This is a genomic window from Clostridium pasteurianum (genome assembly GCF_001705235.1).
Lineage (GTDB): Bacteria > Bacillota > Clostridia > Clostridiales > Clostridiaceae > Clostridium_S > Clostridium_S pasteurianum_A.
Genome location: NZ_MCGV01000001.1, coordinates 3,342,441 through 3,366,065, shown reverse-complemented (window position 1 = coordinate 3,366,065; position 23,625 = coordinate 3,342,441). Strand labels below are relative to the sequence as shown.

Below are 23,625 nucleotides of genomic sequence, written 5' to 3'. Positions count from 1 at the left end.
AAATTTTAATTTGTCTGAGCTTCTTTTCAGCGAGTTATTAAAATTTCTTAGTATTTTTATAATTTGAAGCTTAGCCTTATGATTTTTATTTAATGTTTCAAAATACTATTACTTCTCAACATTTATATTTTACTAATTGAAGATACATAACTTAATAGTTGAGCTAAAAACCTTACATATAGTATACTATAAATAAATTAATTTTAAAGGAGGATAACAATGTCTTCACTAAATAGAAACAATATAAACATCTTAGTCGTAGATGACGAAGAAAGTATAGTTGAATTCTTAAAAATGGGTTTAGAGGGTGAAGGTTACACCGTATCCACTGCTTTCAGTGGAACAGAAGCAATGGTTAGTGCAGAGAAATTAAAGCCTGATTTAATAATTCTCGATGTAATGCTTCCAGGTATAAATGGATATGAAGTATGTTCTCAGATAAAAAAGACATCAAGTGTGCCAATTATAATGCTTACAGCCAAAGATGGAATTGAAGATAAAGTTATCGGGCTTGATTTAGGCGCAGACGATTATATGATAAAACCATTCAGCTTTAAGGAGCTCTTAGCCAGAATCAATGCTAGGCTTAGAAATTCATTGCCAAAATCTGATTCTAAAAGTTACATCGGAGCTTTTTCAATAGATAATGATGCACATCAAATAACTTATAATAAAAACATTTTAGTCTTATCTCCTACAGAATATAATTTACTCAAATATTTTCTTTTAAATAATGGAATCGCCTTAAGTAAAGATTTAATACTTGAAAAAGTATGGGGATATGATTTTTGTGGAGAAAAAAATATAGTTGAAGTTTATGTTAGATATCTTAGAGACAAAATAAATGATACAGATCATAATATAATTTGCACCGTTAGAGGTGTTGGTTACAGGATGGTAGCAAAATGAATTCATTAAAATTATTTAAAGAAAAAAGCTTAAAATGGCAGCTCTTAAGGCGACTATTTTTACTCCTAATAATATTTTTAATACTTTTAGAAGTTTTTCAGTTCTTTTTTTTAAAGCAATATTTATGTAAAAGTCAAGAAATGCTTATGGAATCGCGAATCAACATTGTATCACATACTTTGCAAAATATAAAATCAGAAGATTCACTAAAAAAGAATGCAGCTTATATTGTAAAAAACACATTGTATATGAAACTTACCACTACTATCATAGATAAGAATGGCAAAGTAATTCTATCGGGTAATAGAGCTAAAGCCAATGTTTCTAATCCTGAACTAAGTCCTGCTGAATACAGAGCAATTATGCATCGAAAAGGTAACCTTGAAGGATATACCATTATCAAAGATAAAAATGATTTTTGCAATTTAACAATTTGGCGCAAAATTGGAGGAATAAATTCTAATTCTCCCAGTGGTTTAATTCAATTAAGTACCCCTTTTCATTCAACTAAAGAAATTGTTTATAGACAACTTTACATATATATAGTTGCTTCAATTATGATATTAATTTTAGCAATACTTATTGGTGGAATGGTCATTAATCATACTTTAAATCCTCTATTTACTATAACAAGTATTGTTAAAAACATTACTGCTGGGGATTTAAACAAACGTCTTCCTACTAATAATAATCAAGTTGAAATAGATCAATTATCAACTGCATTTAATGAAATGCTTTCAAGCATAGAAACTTCTTTTAAAAATGAAAAAGCACTTAAGAAGAAAATGCAGCAGTTTATTTCAGATGCATCTCATGAACTAAGAACTCCACTTACTTCCATACGTGGTTTTGTAGAAGTTTTACTTTTAGGTTCATACAAGGATGAAAAGAAATTAAAAATAGCCTTAAATAGTATTTTATCAGAAAGCGAACGACTTTCAGAACTTGTAAATAATCTTCTTACATTAACAAGACTTGATAGAGATGTTCATGTTGAATTTTCAAAACAAAATATGAAAGATATTATAGAAGAAATTTATCCCGGACTTAAAATTCTAGCAGCAAAAAGAAAGGTAAATATCAATCTAAATGGGGATTCATATTTTCTGGGAAACAAAAATCAAATTAAACAGGTTATATTCAATATAGTACAAAATTCTATAAATCACACTGATAATGAAAATGGTGTAATAACTCTATCCCTATCTTCCGAAAAAAATTCTATCATACTTAAGCTTCAAGATAACGGAAGTGGAATACCAAAAGAAGATCTAGATCACATATTTGATAGATTTTTTAGAAGTGAACATCACCGCTCACGAAAATCCGGTGGTTATGGACTTGGTCTTTCTATAGTAAAATCAATAATTGAAAATCATAATGGTAAAATATCAGCTGAAAGTGAGGTTAATCACGGGACTTCGTTTTACATATACCTAAATAAAATTTAGTTTTTATTATTTTTACACTTTTCTAAGCAAATTCTAAGGAAATTCTAATATTATTTTAAGCTCCCTACTGTATTATTAAAATAACAGAAGGGAGCTTTTAATATGTTTATTCAATTTAACAATGATCCATCCTACGATATTCCTCATACAAAAAACTTTTACTCTTTTGGTACAACAATAAGTTTAACAGCCTACTGTAAAAACTCAGATGCTGCAATAGATGAATCAATAAAGAAATTAAATACTTTAAATGACAAACTCTCTGCCTTTAACAAATACAGTGAAATTTCATCAATAACTGAAGCTGCTGGTAAAAACTTTGTTAAAGTAAGCGCTGAAACTTATTTTCTAATAAAAAAATCAGTGTATTATAGCAATCTTACCCATGGAACCTTTGATCCTACTATAAGACCCATAGTAAGCTTATGGAATATAGGAAAGGAAAACTTTAAAATTCCTACTGAAACTGAAGTAATATCATCACTCAAGTTAGTAAATTACAAAGACATACTTTTTGATGATAAAGGAACTTCAATAATGCTCAGAAATAAAAATCAGAGTATAGATGTTGGCGGAATTGCAAAAGGTTATGCTGCAGATGAAATAAAAAGTATATTTAAAAAACACAAAATAAAGAAAGGCATAATAGATTTAGGTGGTAATTTAATGCTTGTTGGTAAAAAAGGCTTTAGAGAAAATTGGAATATAGGAATACAAAATCCACTAGCCTATACAGGAAATTATGTTGGAATATTAAGCTTAAAAGACAAGTCAGTAGTTACTTCTGGTAATTATGAAAGATATTCCATAGTAGGCAGCAGATTTTTTCATCATATAATAGATCCATTAACAGGTTACCCATCAGATAATGAAGTTATAAGCATAACCATAATATCAGATAAATCCCTGGACGGCGATGGTCTATCCACAGGTATTTACATTATGGGAGTGAACGCAGGTGGAAATTTAATAAACTCTCTTAAAGGATTAGATGCTATTTTCATAACAAAGGGAAAAGAAATTTACTTAACAAAAGGTATTAAAGATAATTTTCAAATTACAAACCAAGAATTTAAATTGTCAGGAGTGATATAATGAAGAACAAAATAAAGAAATTACAAATAGCAAGATTCATTTCTCAATTAATATTTTTATTCTTACTTCCAGGATTATTTGCATTAAGCTTTAGTCAGATAGGTAAATTTTATTCGAGCATAATAAAAGGAAATTTTAATTTAATAAGTCTTATAGCTTCTCTTACTGCGGCGATTACAACACTACTTGCAAGCATAATATTCGGAAGATTTTTCTGCGGATGGATGTGTTCCTTCGGATTCATGAATGATTTATTGTATAAAATATCTAGTAAAGTATTCAAATTTAAATTCAAGGTAGACGAAAGAACTGATAAGCTTCTTAAATATGTAAAATACCTAATTCTAGTTCTCATAGCAATTTTAATTTGGACACTTAGTACTTCTAGTTTAAATATCTTAAATCCCTGGAATGCATTTGCTCAAATTACAAACTTTAAAACCGCCATTTTCCAGTATACTTTAGGATTTATAATTTTATTCATCATAATCATTGCATGTATGTTTATAGAGCGATTTTTCTGTAGATACTTATGTCCACTTGGAGCTATATTCTCTTTGATATCAAGATTCAGACTTTTTAATATAAGTAAACCAAATGATAAATGCGGTAAATGTAGATTATGTACTAATAAATGCTCTATGGGAATACCTCTTTATAAAACCAGCAAAGTTACAAGTGGAGAATGTATTATATGCTTAAAATGCGCAGAAACTTGTCCAAGGAAAAATACTCAATTAAATGTAGCTGGCGAAAATGTAAACCCAGCTCTAGCAAGTTCTGCTGCTTTAGCGGCTATTATTGGAGTATACGGGATTACTAATGTTTCAAATAATATAGTTAATAAAAATGGAAGTTCAATAAGCTCAAGCGTAAGCACTAGCAGTTCTAAGGGACAATATAAAGATGGAACTTATACTGGTACTGGCACAGGCTTTAACCCTGGCATGAAGGTTTCTGTAACTGTTAAAAATGGAAATATATCAAGTATTGAAATATTATCAAATAATGATACACCTGATTATTTCAATCAAGCTGCAAACACTATACCTAACGAAATTATAAAAGCTCAATCAACAAGTGTTGATGCTGTATCTGGTGCTACCAGAAGCAGTAATGGAATTATGGCGGCCGTTAGTGATGCTTTAAAGAATGCTAAATCAGGTTCTTCTTCAAAGAGCAGCAGTACAACAAATAATTCTACAGTTTCAAACAATGAAAATTCTTTAAGTAATGAGAATTCCTCTAATGAAGCTTCTGAAACTAACAATAATTCTTCTACAACTACTAATGGGACAACTTATAAGGATGGTACTTACACAGGTACTGGTAATGGATTTAGACCTGGATTACAAGTTTCTGTAACTGTTAAAAGTGGTAAAATATCAAATATTGAAATAGTATCAAGCAACGATACTCCTCGTTTCTTTGATGAAGCTTCAAGTGTTATACCTGATGAAATTATAAAAGCTCAATCTACAAACGTTGACGCTGTATCCGGAGCTACTAGAAGTAGTAATGGTATTATGGAAGCTGCTAGTAATGCATTAAATAAATCGAATTAACATTGATTTGTAACATTAAAAAAATTCTATAACTCTAAGATGAAAAAATCGTAAAATCCTAAGAGTTTTAATAACTCGCAAAGCTCAAACAAATTAAAACTCTAAGTATTTTACGATTTTTTCATCAAGATTTATTAGAATTTTTTTAAATCGTTACTTCATCAATGTTAATTCGATTTAGAGTAAAATAAGGAAAAAATTCCTCCGTACCTACGGAATTTTGAGTATAAATAGCTTGTTTACTTTGATATCTATATTATTTGATCTTTAAATAGGTTAATATATTAGCCATTATTAATAATAATCATGCACAAAGTCCGTTATCCCTCTATAATAATATGTTAAGGTATTTTTCGTAGAGAAGTGGAGAAAAATTTATCTTGATTTTATTTTAAGTGAAGTAATAGTATTTAGTGCAACAGCACCTTCAATTATAATCAAATCCACTTTCTTCTACCAAAACAAAATCTTCTATAATATTATCAGTAACTTTAACCTTTTTGTCCTTTGTAATAAATATGGCACTAACCTCTTCAAACTCATGTGTCAAAAGATTAATGCCTTTTTCATATCCAAGTACAAAAACCGCTGTAGATAATGCATCACATAACATGGAATTCTTAGAAATAATAGTTACACTTAATAAATCAGAATCAGCTGGATAACCAGTTCTCGGATCAATTATATGATGATATCTTATGTTGTCTTTTTCAAAATATCTGACATAACTTCCTGAAGTAACTACTGATTTATTTTTGACCTTAACTGCACCTAATATTTCTCCTCTTCCTTTTAAAGGATTTTGAATACCTATATTCCATTCATCTTCCTTATCTTTTTTCCCAAATACAATTACATTACCACCAAGATTTATGAATGCACCTTTAACTTCATTTCTACTGTATATTTGAACTGCTTTGTCAGCTGCATATCCTTTAGCTATACCACCTAAATCGATTTTCATATTTTCCTTAATAAATCTAACAGTTCTTTTATTATCATCTAATATTAAATTGCTATACCCCACACATTCAAGTGTTTTTAATATTCCCTCATTAGAAGGTACTCTAGGACTTTCTGTAAAAACACCCCACATTTTTATAACTGGTGCTAATGTTACATCAAAAGCCCCATGAGTTTTCTCTGAAAAATATTTTGCACTTCTAATGACATCAAAAACCTCTTTAGATAATTTAATTTCTTTCTCAAATCCATATTTATTGAGTATTGAAATTTCACTAGAAGCCTTATAAAAATTCATTAGTTTCTCAAGTTTTCTCATTTCTCTCTGAACTTCAAGAGAAACTTCTTCTCCATTTTCACCATATACTCTTTGTGTTATATTAGTTCCCATACAAAACATTTCACTGTCAAAATACTTCATGCTCATGCTTTTTCTCCACTTTCTAGTGCTTTTTCAATAGCTTTAAGAATAACCTTGCTGCTATTTGTTGCACCAGTTATGGTATCAACCTTTAAACTTTGTGCTTTAACAACTCTACCTGGTATAACTTCCGCTTTCTTACCCCTTTCAGTTTTATGCTTTAATAGCTTAATTGAAGTAATTCTGTGATTTTTAACATTAACTTGCACCTTTGCAGCTACAAAATTCACATCATATGCACCTATATACTCTCCGTCAGCTACCTTATTTAAATTAACATCCTTTATTATTATTGCAGCCACTTCTTTTTTGTAATTATTTAATGATACTAAATATCTTACTCCTAATGCTATGCCTACAGCTATTACAATTCCAAGTCCTAAAACCAATACCTTTTTTATCATGTACCTCTACCTCCTTATACTATACATTTAATAGATCCTACAACAATTTCAAATGCTGTTTTAAGTACCTCAGCTGATGTTCTATTATGCGCTTTTTCTATGTAATTTTCTTTATTTTCAATAATGCTAGAAAATCCCAAAATACATGACCACAGAGTAAGACAAATATCTATAGGATCATATTTATCCGTAATTTGGCCTTTATGAATTCCACGTACAATACAATCTTTAAGTAACTCAAGTGAATATTCTCCCTCTTTATAACATTCCATAAACAACTTTTCATTTACACTTTTGCCTTTAAAATCATCATTATTTTTATAATCTAATATTGCTTTAAAATACCCATTATATTTGGTGCTAAATTCAATATACGTCTCCCCCATCATTTTTATATTGTAGATTTCATCATCACATCTTTTTTCCTTAAGTATTTCATCATTCATAGAGTTAAGTATTTTATATCCCCTAAGCATTATTTCATAATATATTTCTTCTTTGCTATTAAAATATGAATAGATAGTTTTCTTAGTAAATTCAGCATTCTTTGCTATATCATCCATAGTAGAATTATAAAAACCCTTATTAAAAAAAACTTCCTCTGCACCATCTATTATTGCATTTTTTCTATTTAATTTTTCTTTTACTTTACGACTAATCTCTTTCATGAGCCTCTCCTTTGTTTACTATACCGTCAGTATACTTTATAAACTAATAGTATAGCAAGTTTATACTTAAGTCAATGACATTTTTAATTTTTTATATCTTTAAGTAAAGTTACTACTATATTTTTAATATGTAATTAAACTTTTGTAAAAAATATATAAATAAAAACTACGAATTTTTTTGACAAATTATTAATTATAAATTATAATATTACTAATTTAATAATTAATTTATGTAAAATATATTAAATCAATAATATATAGAGGTAAAACTTATGGAAAAAATTTTAAGTGTAGGAATTGATATAGGTACTAGTACAACACAGGTTATCTTCAGTAAAATAACACTAAAAAATACAGCTGGATCTTTTTCAATACCTAGAGTAGAAATAACAGAAAAGAAAATAATTTATCGCAGTAAAATTTATTTTACACCGCTATTATCAAACCAAATAATAAATTTAGAAAAATTAAAAAACATTATTTCATCAGAATACAAAAATGCAAATATAAAAAAGGAAGATATAACGACAGGCGCAATCATAATTACTGGAGAAAGTTCCTGCAAAGATAATTCTAAGCCTGTACTAGAAACTTTATCTGATTACGCAGGTGATTTTGTAGTAGCTACAGCTGGCGCGGATCTTGAATCAATACTTGCCGGTAACGGTTCTGGTGCTGCTGCCTTATCAGAAGAAGAAAAGATCTGCACAGTTAACTTTGATATTGGTGGAGGAACCACAAATGCAGCAGTATTTAAATTTGGAAAATGTATAGATGCTTATGGCCTAAATATCGGAGGCAGACTTATTAAATTCGATGCTTACGGTAAAGTATCTTATATTTCAGATAAATTAGAAAAAATAATTGCTAAAAATAATATAAACATAGTCCTAGGTGAAATTCCAAATTTCTATGAACTAAAAAAATTAACTGATTTTCTAGCAGAAGTTCTTTACAAATTATCATGTGATATTTCACTTTCAACCTTAGAAAGCGACTTGTTTATCGAACATATCTCAAAGAAAATTCACATAAATCAAATTACTTTTTCAGGTGGCATAGCAGAATGTGTCTATAACAATGAAATAATAGACTCAATTGATAAATGCAGAAAATTTGGTGATATAGGTCCCCTATTAGGTCAATCCCTAAGACTTTTATTTGAGGAAAAAGGTCTTGACCTTAGAGAACCTAAAGAAAAAATTCGTGCTACTGTAATTGGCGCTGGGAGTCACTCTGTAAAATTAAGCGGAAGTACAATAATTTTTGACGATTCTGTACTCCCTAAAAAAAACATACCTATTGTAAGGCTTTTTGAAACTGAAGATGAAGATTACAGCATTATAAAAAAACTTATGATAGAAAAGCAAAGAATTTATGGCAATGATGAAGTAGCATTTTTCTTAAAGGGTCCTAAAACTCCTTCTTATAGTTTAATAAAAGAAATAGCAAAGCAAATAGTAGAATTTTATGAAGGAAAAAATAGACCTGTTTTATTTCTTGTAGAAAATGACTTTGCCAAAGCATTAGGTCAAACTATCGAGATGTTTAGAGGCAAGACCGGAAATACCATTTGCATAGACAGCGTTAAGGTTGAAACTGGTGATTATATAGATATAGGAAATTCTATAGGTGATATTGTTCCCGTAGCTGTAAAAACTCTCATATTTAAAATTTAGAGCCAAATGCGAAAGGAAGTAAATAGTTTATGATATTAAAAACCAAACTTTTAGGAAAAATATATAGTTTTAAAGATGTAAAAGACGTTCTTTCTAAGGCCAATGAAGAGAAGTCAGGAGATATATTAGCTGGAATCGCCGCAGAAACTGCAGCAGAAAGAGTAGCCGCTAAGGTTGTTTTATCTGAATTAACCATAAACGATTTAAGAAATAATCCTGTAATTTCATGGGAAAATGATGAAATAAGTAGAATGGGTGAAGAGGCAATCGATGAGGTTTCTTACAATAAAATAAAAAGTTTAACTATAGGTGAATTTCGTGAACTGCTTTTAAAATCATCAGGTCAAGAAATAGCAGCAATGCGTAATGGTTTAACTGCTGAAATGATTGCAGGCGTAACTAAACTCATGAGCAACATGGATCTAGTAACTACTGCTAAAAAGATAATTAATCCAGTTACTTGCAACACAACAATAGGTAAAGAGGGCACTTTTTCAGGTAGACTTCAACCTAATAATGCTAAAGATGATATAGACGGAATCATGGCATCTGTAATGGATGGATTAAGTTACGGCGTAGGTGATGCTGTTATTGGATTAAACCCTGTAGGAAACAATGTCGAATTAGTAAAAACTGCTCTTGCAAAATTCAAGGACTTCACTAATACCTGGAATATTCCAACTCAAAACTGTGTACTTGCTCATATAGAAACTCAAATGGAAGCTTTAAGACAAGGATGCCCTAACATGGATCTAATGTTTCAAAGCGTAGCAGGAACTGAAGCTGCTAACAAAGGTTTTGGCATAAATAAAACCTTAATTGATGAAGCTTATCATCTTATGGAGGAAAAGAGAAGCAGTAAAGGCCCTAACTTCATGTATTTTGAAACCGGACAAGGTTCGGAATTATCCCTAGAAGCCCACAATGGTGCTGATCAGGTGACCTTAGAAGCTCGCTGTTATACCTTTGCTAAAAGATATAAACCATTTCTTGTAAATACTGTAGTTGGTTTCATTGGACCAGAATATTTGTATGATGGTAAGCAGACTATACGTGCTGGACTGGAAGATCACTTTATGGGAAAACTTACAGGTCTACCTATGGGCGTAGACTGCTGCCACACTAATCACATGAAATCCGATCAAAATGATACTGATAATTTATCAATTCTTTTAGGGGCAGCTGGATGTACTTATATAATGGGAATTCCAATAGCCGATGATGTTATGCTAATGAATCAAACGACAAGTTATCATGATATTGCATCTATTAGGGAGCTCTATAATAAAAGACCTTCTAGAGAATTTGAAAAAGCCATGGAAAGATTAGGCATAATGGAGAATGGTCGTCTAACTAAAATAGCAGGTGATCCATCAATTTTTGTTAAATAGTAAGAGGTGATAATAGTGAAAGATATGATAAAAGATATATCCGCAATTGACTATACTTCTAGAATAACTGTAGAAAATCCCAAAAATTACGAGGCTTGCGTTAAGATAAAAGAAGCAACAAATGCCCGAATATGTGTTGGCTGTGCAGGTACCGGGCTTAGAACAGAGACCTATTTAAGATTTCTATGTGATCACGCTGCAGCTAATGATGCCGTATGGGCTAATGTTGATGAACAAGTTGTAGATCAATTCAATTTTTTCAAGGTTAAAACCACTGCAAAAAGCAAAGAGGAATTTCTTAAAAACCCGAATTTAGGAAGACAATTTTCTAATGAAGTTATGAATGAAATTGATATAAAATGCAAACACAACATAGATGTCCAAATTATTGTAGGCGATGGCTTAAGTGCTTATGCTATCGAAAGAAATGTTGGTGACATGTATCCCGTATTAACTGACGGATTAAAATTAAAAGGTTATACCGTTGGAACTCCTATCTATATAAAATATTCCAGAGTAGCTACCATGGATAAAATAAGCGAAACTTTAAATGCTAAAGTTACAATTTTACTTATTGGCGAAAGACCCGGGCTTATTACAAATCAAAGTTTAAGCTGTTATATGGCTTATGAATCAAGTACTCAAAAACCGGAATCTCAAAGGACTGTTATATCAAATATTTATAATAATGGAACCCCTCCTGTTGAAGCTGCTGCTCAAATAGTTCATTTTGCTGAAATTCTTATGAGAGAGAAAAAAAGCGGTGCAGAGTTAAAGATGTAATATTGCTAATAAAAAATCCAAATAAATAAAGCTAAGTAACAAATCAGTATACTTACTGTTTTTAATAAAAAATTCAAATATAATGAGAGAAGGTGTTTATTTTGAAAAATGAAAAGATTACTATGAATGAAGACAACGCACTATTAAACGAATTTAATTACAAGCAGGAGCTCAAAAGAAACTTAAAATTCTTTAGTTCCTTTGCAGTAGCGTTTTCTTTTATTTCCATTACTACAGGTATATTCAGCAGTTATCAATTTGTACTTACAACTGCAGGTCCTGCTGGAATTTGGTCCTGGATTATTACCGCTGTAGGACAATTACTTGTATCTCTTATATTCGCAGAACTAGCATCAGCTATGCCCATTTCCGGTTACTCCTATCAGTGGGTTAAAAGACTTTCAACTCCAAGACTCGGTTGGGTAACAGGGTGGATTTGTGTATGTTTTTTAATATTAGTTGTACCATCTATAGATGGAGGCTTAGCCCCAGTTGTCGCATCCCTAATTGGCATTAAAGCAACAACCTTTAACATTTCTATGATAATTATTATTACATTAATAATTCAAGCAACTTTAAACATCGTCGGAGTAAAATTAGCATCACTTATAAATAATGCAGCTGTTTTTACCGAAAGTGTAGGTATCATTCTCCTTACAGTTGTACTTTTAATAGCTGCTCTCAAAAATGGCAACAGCCCAAGTATATTATTTGATACTGCAAAAACAGGCTCAGGTCTTTCTTATATTAAGCCTTTCATGATGAGTATGCTTCTAGGAGCCTTTACAATAGTTGGTTTTGAAACAGCGGCCAATTTAAGCGAAGAAACAGTTAATGCAAACAAAACTGTACCAAGAGCTATAATTGGATCTGTTGCAATTGCAGGTATCTTTGGAACTATGTTTTTAATTGCTGTAACCTTTGCAATCAAAAATTTATCAAAAGTTGTTGCATCTAACAATGCTCTCCCTTATATTATTCAGACAAACCTTGGATCTGTTGTAGGTAATATATTTTTAGTTGTTGTTGTTATATCCATTTTCGCCTGTGGAACTGTTTCAATGACCTCAGGTTCAAGACTTATATATGCTATGGCTAGAGATAATGCTTTCTTCTTCAGCTCCACCTTTAAAAAGGTATCTCCAAAAACATCTTCTCCTGTAGCTGCTACAATATTAATATTAGTATTTGCAATAGCCGCAACAATTTTTTCAGGTTCTATAACCTTACTCGTAGGTGTTTGCTCAATTCTCCCTGCTGTAATTTATTTAATAACTACAGTCTGCTACGGATTAGAAAGACATAAAATAGAGTTTGAAGAAGAAACCTTCAATTTAGGTAAAGCCGCAAAGCCTGTAATTATTGCTGCTTCTGTATGGTTAATAGTTGAACTAGGCATACTCACTTTACCTACTGAATTCCACGCAACAGCTATTTTGTCTATAGTACTAATCGCCATTGGTTTTGTAGTGTATTCACTAGTATTTAAGAAAAGGCTTGAAAGTTCAGAAGATTATTCAGCAGATGAAAAAGAAGAAGCTGTTTAACACGGAATTTAGAGTTGAATTTTATTGCCACTAATATTTAATATATTAGTGCAAATATGAAAATATATAGTATATTGAAAATTAAGAATGAAAAATTAAGAATTAAGAATGAATGTAACTTTTTCTCCGTTCCACTACGAAAAACTTTTAAACTTACAAATGCTTCTTCTATAAAATATAGGTTTTCCAGAGCAGCGCGGCGGAAAATCCTCCTTCATTCTTAATTCTTCAATCTTAATTCTTAATTAATTTTTCCATGTTACATCTCCACTACTCTTTCCCTTCCAGCACATCAACTGCATCCATTTTGCTTATGGATTTTAAAGATGATACTCCAGAAAAAATCCAGATTACAGCTGGTATAACAGCACTTAAAATAATATACCAATAATTATAGACTCCGACAGGAACACCCTTGGGCTCACAATAAACCAAATTAAATATATTTCCACCGAGGACTCCGCAGGTAATTCCCAATATAAAACCGCTCACTATTATAACAAGCATTTCTTTAAATATCTTATAAAATATACTTACTTTTCTGTAACCAACAGCCTCAAGTATTGAAAATTCGCTTATTCTATCTTCAAAATGTATATGATTCATATTTCCTATAGTAAAAGTTAATACCACAATTAAAATAACTAAAATTAGCACTGCAAAAACCTTAAACATTGAAAAAAATGCACCTACATCATCAAATAGTTCCTTATAATCGGTAATTGATATATTGCTGTCCTTAAAAGAGTGAATAAAATTATTTACTTCATTAAGTTTACCTTGCTTTGGAATTACTACTATGGCATTAGTATTGAGTTCACTGGGCACCCCCTTAATATATCCAAAAGTCATAATATTTTCTCCTATATAAATTCCTGATACTTTGTATTGTGATTTAAGCCCATAATCTTCCTTAACGGTATCACTGATTTTTTCCCCAACTTTTACATTCATAGCTTTTGCATGGTTGCTATTAAGCAAAATTTCATTGTCATTTTGAGGTAATTTCCCGTCTGTAAGCCTAAAATCTAATTTCTTCATGACATACTTTGTATTTTCCGGCGACATAAAGAGCATAGTGGAGCCCGTATTACTTATCAACATATCTGCACGTACAGTACTCATGTTTGCCATAATTATTTTTTCCACATTTTTATTTTTCCTGAGTTTATCAATATATTTCTCTTTATTAACATTAATAGAATTTATACGTACACATGAAAGTTTTTCATATGCCATTAAAACATTATTCTTCATCTGATTCTCTATACCACCTCCAAGAACACACATGAAGTACATTAAAGCTGTACCAAGTGCTACTACCATAATTTGTGGAATACACTTTTTAAAATTTGATTTCAGATATAAAAGTATGCTTAAGGATTTCAATCTCATCAGCTTTCCACCTTCTTATCCTCTATACTTTTAATTTGTCCATCCCATACGTTTATTATTTCATCTGCATCCTTCAATATAGTTTTATCGTGAGTTACAACCAAAATAGTTGCTTTATTTTTATACTCCCCTAAAATATTCATCACATGATAAGCATTTTTATGATCAAGTGAAGCTGTAATCTCATCTGCAAAAATTATTTCAGGATCATTTATAAGTGCTCTTGCCACAGCAACCCTCTGCCTCTGCCCTCCTGACATTTTTCCAGGTCTTTTATTGATTTCTTTTTCAAGTCCAAGTTTTATTAAAAGCTCTTTTGCTCTATCTATATCATCTTTTTTATTTGAATTTAAAGGTACAAGCACATTTTGAAGAGCAGTTAAATAATCAATTAAAAAATGCCTTTGAAATATAAATCCAAATTTATTGTTCCTTATAATTGACATATCCCTATCTTTAACTTCACTATAAGATTTTCCACCATATATAACCTTGCCCGTACTTGGCTTTTTTAATCCACTTAAAAGATATAGCAGAGAACTTTTTCCGCTGCCAGATGGACCAAGTATTCCGTAAAAGCCCTTTTCCTTTATATCTAAATTTATATTTTTTAGGGCATATGTTTCTTCATCATGTCCAACATCATATATTAAATTTACATCCTTCATCTGCAAAATCATCTTACTCAATCCTTTCTATTATTGATATAGGTTCAATTTTATCAAGTAATCTAGATACAGGTATCACAGAAAAAATCGTTATAAATAGCGGTATAGATAAAAGCTTAGGGAACAAACTCCAGGTTATATGAAAAAATGTAAGTCCTTTGGGATATAAATAAAATTTATTATTAACTTCTGCAAATACATAAAGCAGTAAATATCCTAATGAAAAGCCTGCTAGTGAAGATATACCTATTTCTTCAATCATCTTAATAATAATACTTCCTCTTGTATGTCCAATTGCTTTTAATATTCCTATTTCTCTTCTTCTATTAAAGTAATTTATATATGAGGAATTTCCCAAAACCACAGACATTACTATAATAATTAAAATTATGACAAGATTAAATACTGTATTAAAACCCTCTAACTCCTGCTTTTCTTCCTTCATATCATCATCATATGTCTCAACTTTAACTTCATCACTTTTAAACTTTTTTAAAAATTTATTTAGCTCTGACATCTTGCCTTTTTTAGGGAACACCAGATATTGATATTCAGTACTATTACATTCTAATTTATCAGGATTTTCCGCTATAAAAGATGTAGTATTGTCTCCTTTAAGTATTCCACTTATCTTATATTTTCCCGGGAAATAATCATCTTTGCTAACATCCTTCCCTGCAAAATCTCCAACCTTAACATTTTTAAATCTTGCTGTATTTTCATTTAATAAAATCTTTTTGTCTCCATTTTTTAAGCCTGTACCTTCTTTAAATTGAAAATTCATTTTGCCAAGGATATATCTTATGTCCTTCTCATCAGCATAAAATCCATCAACAGATGTATCCGTACCAAACACACTTCTAACTCTATGCTGAAAATATCCGGTTTTTATAACCTTATCAACTGAACCATTATTTTTGATTTTATTCACAGTATCCTTACTTAAATCGCCTTTTTGACTTCGAATAGATGAAGCATACTCATACTTTGTAAAATTCCTCTCATAGCTTTCATACATATTAAGCGTATAAAATTGAATTGCACCTATTAAAAGTATTGAAATGCCAATAGACACAGCAGCCCCCAGCACAGTTTTTTTATGATTCCTGAAATACATCATATAACTCAAAGGTTTTTGCATTATAATCACTCCCTTATCCTATATATAAAATATACATGAATATTTTTGTATAGAAAAGTAACCACAGTCATAATTTATATATTACCGTGGTTACTTTTAATACAGTGACATATTTAACAAATTAATCATTTCAAATTTTTCTTTAAATATATAGCAAGCTTCGTCCTGTCCTTAATTCCAGTTTTGCTGTAAATATTACTAACATAATTTTTTACCGTTCCGTCACTTATATACAGTGCTGAAGCAATTTGCTTATTTGTAAAACCATCTGCAATCATTGAAGCTACTTCAACTTCACGTTCAGTAAAATCAAATTTTATACTCTGCTTATTATCATTAATTTGAGTAGCCTTCTTTACAATAACCTCGGCAACCTTTGACGGCATTATGAACGTACCATGCACACAGTCGATTATTGCCTGTCTTAATTTTTCCTTTTCAATATCCTTAAATATATAACCAGATACCCCGAAACTCATAGCATTTAATATATATTCTTCATCATCAAAAGTTGTTAATAATAAAACTTTTACATTAGGGAACTTTTCTCTTATAATTTTAGATGCAGTAACACCATCCATAACTGGCATTCTTATATCCATGAGTATGAGTTCAGGTTTCAATTTTTCCACTAATTCTATAGCTTCTTCCCCGTTTTTACCACATGCCTCAACTTCAATTTCAGGAAATGAATTTATTATAACTTCAAGTCCATCTCTCATTAAACTTTGATCATCAACTACTATAACCTTTATCACTCAAAATTCCCCCCCTATGTTAAAATCTATATATATATTAAAACCTTCACCAATATCAGTCATAATATTTAAAATCCCATTTGCCTCTTTGACTCGTTCCTCCATAGCCTTAAGCCCAAATCCCTTTTGAAAATGGCTTATGCCTTTACCATTGTTCTCTAATGAAAATTTAAGCATATTTCCCTTGTACTTAAGCTTAAACAAAAACGCTGTTGCCTCTCCATGCCTTATTCCATTGCTTATTCCCTCTTGAAGTGCTCTAAAAATACACCTCTTCACAAGTTCATCTTCTCCTTTAAAGTCATCTATATCATATCTAATGGCAACTTCCGTATGTAAAATTGTATTATTTATTAATTCAATAACTTCATTATAATAATCTATATCCTGCTTATCAAAATTTCTCACAGAAGTTCTGACCTGCCTAAGACCTTTTCTAACCTGATTTATTGAAGAATCTAATTTATCGTATGCACCAATTTTATTTTCATTCATAAGAACCTTACTGGCTTCCATTTCCACCAAAGCCGTTGTAAGCGTATGACCAACTGTATCATGAATTTCTCTCGCAAAACTATTTCTAGTATTTAGTACAATATAATCTTCATTTTTTTCATAAGCTTTCTTAATATTCTCAAATGAGTCCTCAAGCTGTATATTTTTTATACTCAATTTGCTGCTTGTATCTTCAAGCTTACCATTAATACTGCATATATATTTCAATAGATAAGTAATTATAATTACAAAAGAAAACAAAATGAAATTATTAAATTCCAAAGTATAAAAACTAACTATACTCCTACCATTAAATTTAATATAGTTTATGTAAGAAGTTAATAAGTAAAAGCCTATAGAAAAGGGAAGAAAATAAAAACCTTGAAGCTCAAATATTACATCATAGATAATTACAAAATAAAAAACAACAAAACTTGTGCCATCATTGTACTTTCCTAATATAAAAATAAGAAGTGTTTCAATAAGTACATACACAAAATATAATTTGCTAAACTCTTTACCAATTAATGCAATCTGGCGAACAGTAAACAGCCCAATAATTGCCATACACAAGAACATTGCCTGCCATGGATTCTGTATGTTTTGGACAAAGCATGTCACTAACTCAATTGTTAATATCACATATGCAATTGTAACAAGATATCCTTTTATCTTATTATTCATAAATTTCCTCTCCTGAAAAATCACAATTTAATTGATGCTAATTTTTCTAATACTATATTCAAAATTATCACCATCAAATGTCAAAATACCATAGGAAGCTTTTGTTTCATCCTTAGGTAAGCCAACACTCCCTACATTCATGATGAGTTTGCCATTAGAAAATGCTGTATATGGCAAATGTGTATGCCCACACAAAAGAATATCGCATTCTAATCTATGTATAAGTTCATTCATATCTTTTGGAGGAGTTGCAATTCCTATGGATTCATCTATTTTTCTGTCTGAGCCATGAACACATAGAATTCTTTTTCCTCCAATTTGAATTTCTTCTTTCGCTTTTAGTTTCCTAATTGTTTTGCTTACATCAGTTAAAATTATTTTATTTACTTTTATAAACTTCCTATAAATTTTATCTTCTATTTCATTTTTCGGTCTAAAATTTTCATCAATTTCATTAAACCAATTATCCGTATTTCCTTTAATCCAAGCGAGAGGCTTTAGCTTTTTAATTGTATCAAAACATTTTTGTGGTTCTTCTCCAGAAAATATTATATCTCCAAGAACTATTACTGAATTAATTTTTTTCTTTTTTATATCATCAATAACGCGTTTAAGAGCGTTATAGTTGCCATGAACATCACTAATAACTGCTATATTCATCATATCATCCCCTCTCTTATTATTTTACAAGTAATAAACTTATATGTCCACTTAGGTAGAAACAGAAAAAAATTAAGAATGAATGATTATTTTCCGCTGCTTTACTCTGGAAAATCTACATTCATTCTTAATTCTTAATTTTTTTAATATACTAACCTTAAATATTATACTAAATTATAAAGGCTTGTCCCTATTTTCCAAAGCTTGCACTTAATTTTGCAACATTTGGTATGCCGAGTCCGGTTGCTTGATTATAAATTGCTCCCTTTGTACCTGTATAAAAAATATTGTCATTTCCTACACCTGTATCATTAAGTGGTGTTATAGGAGAATCCTTACTTTGTGCAAATCTATATATTTGAGGATTCCAAAAGCCAACCTGAGTCTTATTATTATCATTTATTAAGGCACTTAAACCTGCTAACTGTGGAGCAACTATACTTGTACCACCAATATTAATCATTTTACCATTATAATACAAATTGTAACCTGTGTATGGATCTGCATTCATTGAAATATCAGGTACATTCCTTCCAGTACCTTTACCTGTAACAATCTGTGGAGTACTTTCTCTAGTTACATTTAAAAGACGTACACCATCTGGATTTGAGGCTTTCCACTGCTGAACTCCTGTAAAAGTGTTTACACCAGAAACACCTTTTTGATAATATGGAGTATCAAAGATCTTGCTAAAGCCTCCGCCTCCGCCACCAAAGTATTTCTTTAATTTTCCACTAGCATATAATCCCTCAGCATCAAATGCAGGATATAAATAATCCCATCCCCAAGCACGTTCATTATCTACTTTTACTTGTACACCTTTTACAGTTCCCTTCCAAGCTAATGTAGTACCTCCTGCTGATATAATGTATGGACTATCACCTGGATTATCTGCATCAAGCTCATATGAAGGTGGTGTATTTTCGGTTGAATCATATGCTCCATTGTCTCCTGCTGTTGCAAACATTGAAATTCCTTGTGCTGCCGCTTGCATATATAATTGATTAAATGTTTCTGCATATTCGCGAGTTTCTTGACCTTGTTCTACTGAATATTCAATATAATCATCGCTTTCTCCCCAACTTGTAGATATTTGATGACATTTATTTTCATTAATTACCTTAGCAAAAGCATCTACAAAACCAGGGTCTGTATTCGGTCCAACATATACATTAACTTTAGCTTTTGGAGCTATTGCACCCGACTGCTCTACATCAAGTGTACTTTCATCTGCTCCATCAGTTCCAGAACCACCATCGACATCATTAACTTTTATACGATTTGGATCAGTTTTTATTCCTTCTTGCTGCCAGAAAGAATATGCATCATTCGTATTAAATTCTGCTAATGTAACAATACCTATACTTTGATTTTTACCACTAGCCCCATTGTCATACAAAGGTTGTACATTATAATGCTTAATAAAATCTGAAGGATTGAGAGAAGCTGGTTCACTGTCACCTGATGGCTTTAAATCATTTGGAATCATTTCAGTTCTTGCTTTATAGCCAGAATAATTACTTAACCCTAAAACACATAGTATATCATCTGCAATATTCTTTGGAAGTTTAGGTTGCTTTTTAGTTGCGCGGAATGTTTTTCCTTTATAAGTTGCATGTTGTAATTTAACATCAAAAGCTTTATTTATCTGCCCTACCGTTCCTGTAGCAGTAACAATCAAATTATCTTGATACACTTCGCTCGTAATACCAAAAGCTTTTAAATATTCAGTCAATTTCTTAATTTGTTTCAATTTTGGGGCAAATGATTTTTTAAATTCAGCTACACTTAAATATTTTCTATAATTAGAGCTTTTAGGTGTAACTGTACCCCTAATGTAATTTTCAAGTTCAGATTTGTTTTGAATTTTCATTACAATATCAATTGTAACCTTAGTATTCGGGTCAACATCACCAAAAAATGAAGCCTTACCCGTAATTGTGTCCGCTGCTCCCTCTGCAACTTCAACATTTCCTTGAGTTTCTGCATGAATTACACTTGGAAAGCTGCCTATAGTTAAAAATATTGCTGTACTTATTGACAGCATTGTCTTTGTACACTTTTTCATAAAATACTCCCCCTTTTTTTATTAATTTTACAAAAATAATGTATTTTTTTTATTATATACCATACCAATAGTAAAATGCAATAGTAATCCATTATTTATTTCATTTTTTTAACTTATATGTTAAATATTTAATTACATTATAATTAAACAAATAATTTCATCCATAATATAAATGGTACTGAGTGGCATTTTAAGTACTAAATGCGCATAAAAAAATCCTGCTAAAATTAATTTAGCAGGATTTCACGTATTTTATTCTTCTATTATTTCAGGCTCTGGATAATCTTCTCCAAAAGTTTCAACTTTCATAGTCTTAATTTTTTGATCTTCTAAAGGTCTATCGGAATAGTCTCTTTTTACTGAAACTATTCTCTGGGCTTCTTCTATTCCCTCTATTACTTTTCCAAAAGCAGCATAGTCTCCATCAAGATGAGGTGCATCCTGTACCATTATGAAAAACTGTGAACCTGCTGAATCAGGGAATCCAGTTCTAGCCATGGAAATTACTCCTTTTTCATGCTTTAAGTTATTAGGAAAACCATTGGATGAAAATTCTCCTTTTATAGCATAACCAGGACCACCCATTCCATTTCCATCAGGATCTCCACCTTGAATCATAAAACCAGGTATTACTCTGTGAAATATTACTCCATCATAAAAATTATGATTTATAAGTGAAATAAAATTATTCACAGTATTAGGAGCTATTTTAGGATATAACTCTATCTTTATCTTGTTTTCATTTTCCATTTCAATTGTAACTATTGGGTTTTTCATATTTTATTCCTCCACGTAATATATTTAACATTACACTATTATACCAAAAGGATAAAATTATATCCATAATATAGCTATAATTTAAACTTATTAACTATATTTCGAAGTTCTACTGCAATATTTTCAAGTTCACCCATGTTGCCAGATATATTTTCAACCACACTGTTCTGTTCAGCAACGGATGACGAAAGTTCCTCAGTTCCTGCAGCAGCCTCTTCCGATATAGCAGATATATTTTCAATAAATTTCATAACATCCTCTTTATGATCATTAACGCTAGATATCTTCAATATAAGATCTTCTATATTGCTTATGGTATTATTCATAGATTTAGCAATATTATTAAATGCTTCGCTCGCTTTACCCATGCTAGAATTTGCCTCTATATTTGTTTTCTCAGAATCCTTAACACTAGCTTTAACGTTATTCACTTCATTCTGCATTTCAGCTATAAAACTAGAAATCTTTTTTGTAGCCTCTGATGTCCCTTCTGAAAGCACTCTAACTTCATCTGCAACAACAGAAAATCCCTTTCCAGCTTCCCCTGCCCTTGCAGCTTCAATTGCTGCATTTAAAGCAAGTAAATTAGTCTGCTCGGCTAAACCTTCTATTGTTTCTATTATGGAACCTATACTCTTTGATTTTTGAGCTAACTCATCAATACTACTGTATACCTTACCTGCTGCCTCATTATTGTGATTTAATTTATCATTAAGTATTGTTATTGCATTAAGTCCCTCATTATTTTCTTGTTTTGTGCTATTAGAATATTTTCTAACTTCATTAGCACTATTGACTACATCATTTATCTCTATAGAAAGTTCATTTAATCTCTTAAATCCATTTCCTGCTTCTGATGCTTGATTTACTGAGCCTTTAGCTAATTCTTCTGATGTTTTTGACACTTCCTCTATAGATTTAACTGTTTCCTTCAAAGCTACAGATACACTTTCTGAATGCTCTGCTATTTTGTCAGAATTATTCTTTATACTCTTAACCATGTTATTTAATGTTTCTCCTAAATTAACAACTGCCTTTGCTATTCTTCCGGTTTCATCCTTATTTTCAATCACCCCATTTAATTTTTCATCGTATGAAAATTCTAGATTTTTCATCCTATTTATTGATTTTGTTACTATTACTATTGGATCAGATATTTTTTTAGCTAGGTACATTGAAATCAAAACTGCAATACCTATATACAGAGCAAATATTATTATTGAAAGTATTATAAAAGACTGAAGTCCTTTAGTAAACTCACTCTCTGGTATAGCAAAACCAACTGTCCAATTAGAGATTTTAACCTTCGAACTTATAAAATATCTATCGACTCCATCATAATCACTTAGTTTAATAAGTTGTCCCTTATTTGAAGACACAATGTCTTTATACTTTCCGCTTTGAAAGGTATCTAAATTTTGCAATTTATCCTTTATAGGTTTAAATCCTTTATAAGGATGAACTAACACATTATTTTCATTATCAACTAAATATCCATAACTATTTTTTACTGTTTTAGCGTTATTAATATTATTAACAATTGAATCCATTTTTATATCTTCACTTATAACTCCCTTTTTCCCATTCACTTCTACAGGCATAGCTACCGAAACAACAATTTTCTTTGTAACTAAATCAAAATAAGGGGTATATGTAATTTTATTTTTTGTGATTGCATCTTTATACCAATCTCTTTGTCTCGCATCATATCCTGCTGGTGGTACCCATCCAGCTCCATCAATGAACTTGCCATCTTCAAAAGCTGCGTAAATATCACTTACATTTGAATTACTTTTTATCTTCCTTGAAAAATATTTTAGAATATCATCATCATTTTTAATCATATTGTTATTTTCTGTATTTTCGGCAACTTCATTAAATACCTTAGTTTGGGTATCAAGCCAGCCATTAATCATTTCAGAATATTTTTCAGAGCTAACTATCATTTTATCTGTATACTGGCTAAATAAAGCTTTTTTTAATATAAAATAACTTGAAAGGAAAGAACATATTAATAGAAACGAACATAATGCAGAAACCAAAACAATTATTTTTGATTTAATACTTTTCATAGACTGTCACCTCATTTTTTTCAGTATAGTC

Annotated in this window: 20 protein-coding genes; 8 read left to right on the top strand and 12 right to left on the bottom strand. The window is 30.6% G+C overall.

All coding sequences use genetic code 11. From position 1 onward, the window contains the following. Nucleotides 1-219: 219 nt before the first annotated feature. From BEE63_RS15095 to BEE63_RS15080, 4 genes are all read left to right on the top strand, one after another. Complete coding sequence (locus BEE63_RS15095; RefSeq protein WP_066022177.1) at nt 220-909, top strand: response regulator transcription factor; 690 nt, start codon at nt 220-222, stop codon at nt 907-909. Beyond that, nucleotides 906-2,360: a sensor histidine kinase gene (locus BEE63_RS15090; RefSeq protein ID WP_066022176.1), complete on the top strand. Its 1,455-nt coding sequence runs from the start codon at nt 906-908 to the stop codon at nt 2,358-2,360. Before BEE63_RS15095 ends, BEE63_RS15090 begins: the two co-directional genes overlap by 4 nt. Nucleotides 2,361-2,462: 102 nt before the next feature. Next, the gene (locus BEE63_RS15085; RefSeq protein ID WP_081312566.1) at nt 2,463-3,455 is read left to right on the top strand and encodes an FAD:protein FMN transferase; all 993 of its coding nucleotides are present in this window, start codon (nt 2,463-2,465) and stop codon (nt 3,453-3,455) included. Next, complete coding sequence (locus BEE63_RS15080; protein WP_066022175.1) at nt 3,455-5,020, top strand: FMN-binding protein; 1,566 nt, start codon at nt 3,455-3,457, stop codon at nt 5,018-5,020. The genes BEE63_RS15085 and BEE63_RS15080 overlap by 1 nt, the downstream gene beginning before the upstream one ends. Nucleotides 5,021-5,447: 427 nt before the next feature. Here BEE63_RS15080 and BEE63_RS15075 read toward each other — a convergent pair whose 3' ends face one another. From BEE63_RS15075 to BEE63_RS15065, 3 genes are read right to left on the bottom strand one after another with little or no spacing between them, the layout of a single operon-like run. Continuing rightward, nucleotides 5,448-6,410: an FAD:protein FMN transferase gene (locus tag BEE63_RS15075; RefSeq protein ID WP_066022174.1), complete on the bottom strand. Its 963-nt coding sequence runs from the start codon at nt 6,408-6,410 to the stop codon at nt 5,448-5,450. Then, nucleotides 6,407-6,808, bottom strand: a complete 402-nt coding sequence (locus BEE63_RS15070) for an FMN-binding protein (protein ID WP_066022173.1) — start codon at nt 6,806-6,808, stop codon at nt 6,407-6,409. The genes BEE63_RS15075 and BEE63_RS15070 overlap by 4 nt, the downstream gene beginning before the upstream one ends. Before the next feature lie 14 nt (nt 6,809-6,822). Continuing rightward, nucleotides 6,823-7,476: a TetR/AcrR family transcriptional regulator gene (locus tag BEE63_RS15065; RefSeq protein WP_066022172.1), complete on the bottom strand. Its 654-nt coding sequence runs from the start codon at nt 7,474-7,476 to the stop codon at nt 6,823-6,825. Nucleotides 7,477-7,748: 272 nt separating this feature from the next. Here BEE63_RS15065 and BEE63_RS15060 point away from each other — a divergent pair, with 272 nt between their 5' ends. From BEE63_RS15060 to BEE63_RS15045, 4 genes are all read left to right on the top strand, one after another. Continuing rightward, nucleotides 7,749-9,155, top strand: coding sequence for an ethanolamine ammonia-lyase reactivating factor EutA (locus BEE63_RS15060; RefSeq protein ID WP_066022171.1), 1,407 nt, complete (start codon nt 7,749-7,751; stop codon nt 9,153-9,155). Between the two features lie 29 nt (nt 9,156-9,184). Further along, complete coding sequence (locus tag BEE63_RS15055; protein WP_066022170.1) at nt 9,185-10,546, top strand: ethanolamine ammonia-lyase subunit EutB; 1,362 nt, start codon at nt 9,185-9,187, stop codon at nt 10,544-10,546. A gap of 24 nt (nt 10,547-10,570) precedes the next feature. Beyond that, the gene (gene eutC, locus BEE63_RS15050; protein ID WP_081312657.1) at nt 10,571-11,329 is read left to right on the top strand and encodes an ethanolamine ammonia-lyase subunit EutC; all 759 of its coding nucleotides are present in this window, start codon (nt 10,571-10,573) and stop codon (nt 11,327-11,329) included. 101 nt (nt 11,330-11,430) lie between these two features. Continuing rightward, entirely contained in the window at nt 11,431-12,876 is a 1,446-nt protein-coding gene (locus tag BEE63_RS15045) for an APC family permease (protein WP_198507942.1), read from the top strand. Nucleotides 12,877-13,146: 270 nt separating this feature from the next. On the opposite strand, the gene BEE63_RS15040 is transcribed toward BEE63_RS15045, so the two are convergent. From BEE63_RS15040 to BEE63_RS15000, 9 genes are all read right to left on the bottom strand, one after another. After that, on the bottom strand, nt 13,147-14,271 hold the full coding sequence (locus BEE63_RS15040; protein WP_066022169.1) for an ABC transporter permease: 1,125 nt from the start codon (nt 14,269-14,271) through the stop codon (nt 13,147-13,149). Beyond that, entirely contained in the window at nt 14,271-14,951 is a 681-nt protein-coding gene (locus BEE63_RS15035) for an ABC transporter ATP-binding protein (RefSeq protein WP_081312565.1), read from the bottom strand. The genes BEE63_RS15040 and BEE63_RS15035 overlap by 1 nt, the downstream gene beginning before the upstream one ends. 1 nt (nt 14,952) lies before the next feature. Then, nucleotides 14,953-16,080: an ABC transporter permease gene (locus tag BEE63_RS15030; RefSeq protein ID WP_066022168.1), complete on the bottom strand. Its 1,128-nt coding sequence runs from the start codon at nt 16,078-16,080 to the stop codon at nt 14,953-14,955. Nucleotides 16,081-16,205: 125 nt separating this feature from the next. Further along, nucleotides 16,206-16,838: a response regulator gene (locus tag BEE63_RS15025; protein WP_066022167.1), complete on the bottom strand. Its 633-nt coding sequence runs from the start codon at nt 16,836-16,838 to the stop codon at nt 16,206-16,208. After that, nucleotides 16,839-18,017 carry a sensor histidine kinase gene (locus BEE63_RS15020; RefSeq protein WP_066022166.1) on the bottom strand — a complete coding sequence of 393 codons (1,179 nt, stop codon included), beginning with the start codon at nt 18,015-18,017 and terminating at the stop codon, nt 16,839-16,841. Nucleotides 18,018-18,044: 27 nt separating this feature from the next. Continuing rightward, nucleotides 18,045-18,680 carry a metallophosphoesterase family protein gene (locus BEE63_RS15015; protein WP_081312564.1) on the bottom strand — a complete coding sequence of 212 codons (636 nt, stop codon included), beginning with the start codon at nt 18,678-18,680 and terminating at the stop codon, nt 18,045-18,047. A gap of 187 nt (nt 18,681-18,867) precedes the next feature. Then, on the bottom strand, nt 18,868-20,745 hold the full coding sequence (locus tag BEE63_RS15010) for a S53 family peptidase (RefSeq protein WP_066022164.1): 1,878 nt from the start codon (nt 20,743-20,745) through the stop codon (nt 18,868-18,870). A 252-nt stretch (nt 20,746-20,997) separates the two neighbouring features. Next, the gene (locus BEE63_RS15005; protein WP_066022163.1) at nt 20,998-21,522 is read right to left on the bottom strand and encodes a peptidylprolyl isomerase; all 525 of its coding nucleotides are present in this window, start codon (nt 21,520-21,522) and stop codon (nt 20,998-21,000) included. 74 nt (nt 21,523-21,596) lie between these two features. Further along, nucleotides 21,597-23,594, bottom strand: coding sequence for a methyl-accepting chemotaxis protein (locus BEE63_RS15000; RefSeq protein ID WP_066022162.1), 1,998 nt, complete (start codon nt 23,592-23,594; stop codon nt 21,597-21,599). Nucleotides 23,595-23,625 lie beyond the last annotated feature (31 nt).

What these genes read in the sequence shown, in the direction of transcription:
- BEE63_RS15080 (WP_066022175.1), top strand. Translation starts at nt 3,455, where the DNA reads ATGAAGAACAAAATAAAGAAATTACAAATAGCAAGATTCATTTCTCAA.
- BEE63_RS15030 (WP_066022168.1), bottom strand. Translation starts at nt 16,080, where the DNA reads ATGCAAAAACCTTTGAGTTATATGATGTATTTCAGGAATCATAAAAAA.
- BEE63_RS15065 (WP_066022172.1), bottom strand. Translation starts at nt 7,476, where the DNA reads ATGAAAGAGATTAGTCGTAAAGTAAAAGAAAAATTAAATAGAAAAAAT.
- BEE63_RS15005 (WP_066022163.1), bottom strand. Translation starts at nt 21,522, where the DNA reads ATGAAAAACCCAATAGTTACAATTGAAATGGAAAATGAAAACAAGATA.
- eutC (WP_081312657.1), top strand. Translation starts at nt 10,571, where the DNA reads ATGATAAAAGATATATCCGCAATTGACTATACTTCTAGAATAACTGTA.
- BEE63_RS15020 (WP_066022166.1), bottom strand. Translation starts at nt 18,017, where the DNA reads ATGAATAATAAGATAAAAGGATATCTTGTTACAATTGCATATGTGATA.
- BEE63_RS15095 (WP_066022177.1), top strand. Translation starts at nt 220, where the DNA reads ATGTCTTCACTAAATAGAAACAATATAAACATCTTAGTCGTAGATGAC.
- BEE63_RS15085 (WP_081312566.1), top strand. Translation starts at nt 2,463, where the DNA reads ATGTTTATTCAATTTAACAATGATCCATCCTACGATATTCCTCATACA.
- BEE63_RS15075 (WP_066022174.1), bottom strand. Translation starts at nt 6,410, where the DNA reads ATGAGCATGAAGTATTTTGACAGTGAAATGTTTTGTATGGGAACTAAT.
- BEE63_RS15000 (WP_066022162.1), bottom strand. Translation starts at nt 23,594, where the DNA reads ATGAAAAGTATTAAATCAAAAATAATTGTTTTGGTTTCTGCATTATGT.
- BEE63_RS15010 (WP_066022164.1), bottom strand. Translation starts at nt 20,745, where the DNA reads ATGAAAAAGTGTACAAAGACAATGCTGTCAATAAGTACAGCAATATTT.
- BEE63_RS15090 (WP_066022176.1), top strand. Translation starts at nt 906, where the DNA reads ATGAATTCATTAAAATTATTTAAAGAAAAAAGCTTAAAATGGCAGCTC.
- BEE63_RS15070 (WP_066022173.1), bottom strand. Translation starts at nt 6,808, where the DNA reads ATGATAAAAAAGGTATTGGTTTTAGGACTTGGAATTGTAATAGCTGTA.
- BEE63_RS15040 (WP_066022169.1), bottom strand. Translation starts at nt 14,271, where the DNA reads ATGAGATTGAAATCCTTAAGCATACTTTTATATCTGAAATCAAATTTT.
- BEE63_RS15055 (WP_066022170.1), top strand. Translation starts at nt 9,185, where the DNA reads ATGATATTAAAAACCAAACTTTTAGGAAAAATATATAGTTTTAAAGAT.
- BEE63_RS15015 (WP_081312564.1), bottom strand. Translation starts at nt 18,680, where the DNA reads ATGATGAATATAGCAGTTATTAGTGATGTTCATGGCAACTATAACGCT.
- BEE63_RS15060 (WP_066022171.1), top strand. Translation starts at nt 7,749, where the DNA reads ATGGAAAAAATTTTAAGTGTAGGAATTGATATAGGTACTAGTACAACA.
- BEE63_RS15035 (WP_081312565.1), bottom strand. Translation starts at nt 14,951, where the DNA reads ATGATTTTGCAGATGAAGGATGTAAATTTAATATATGATGTTGGACAT.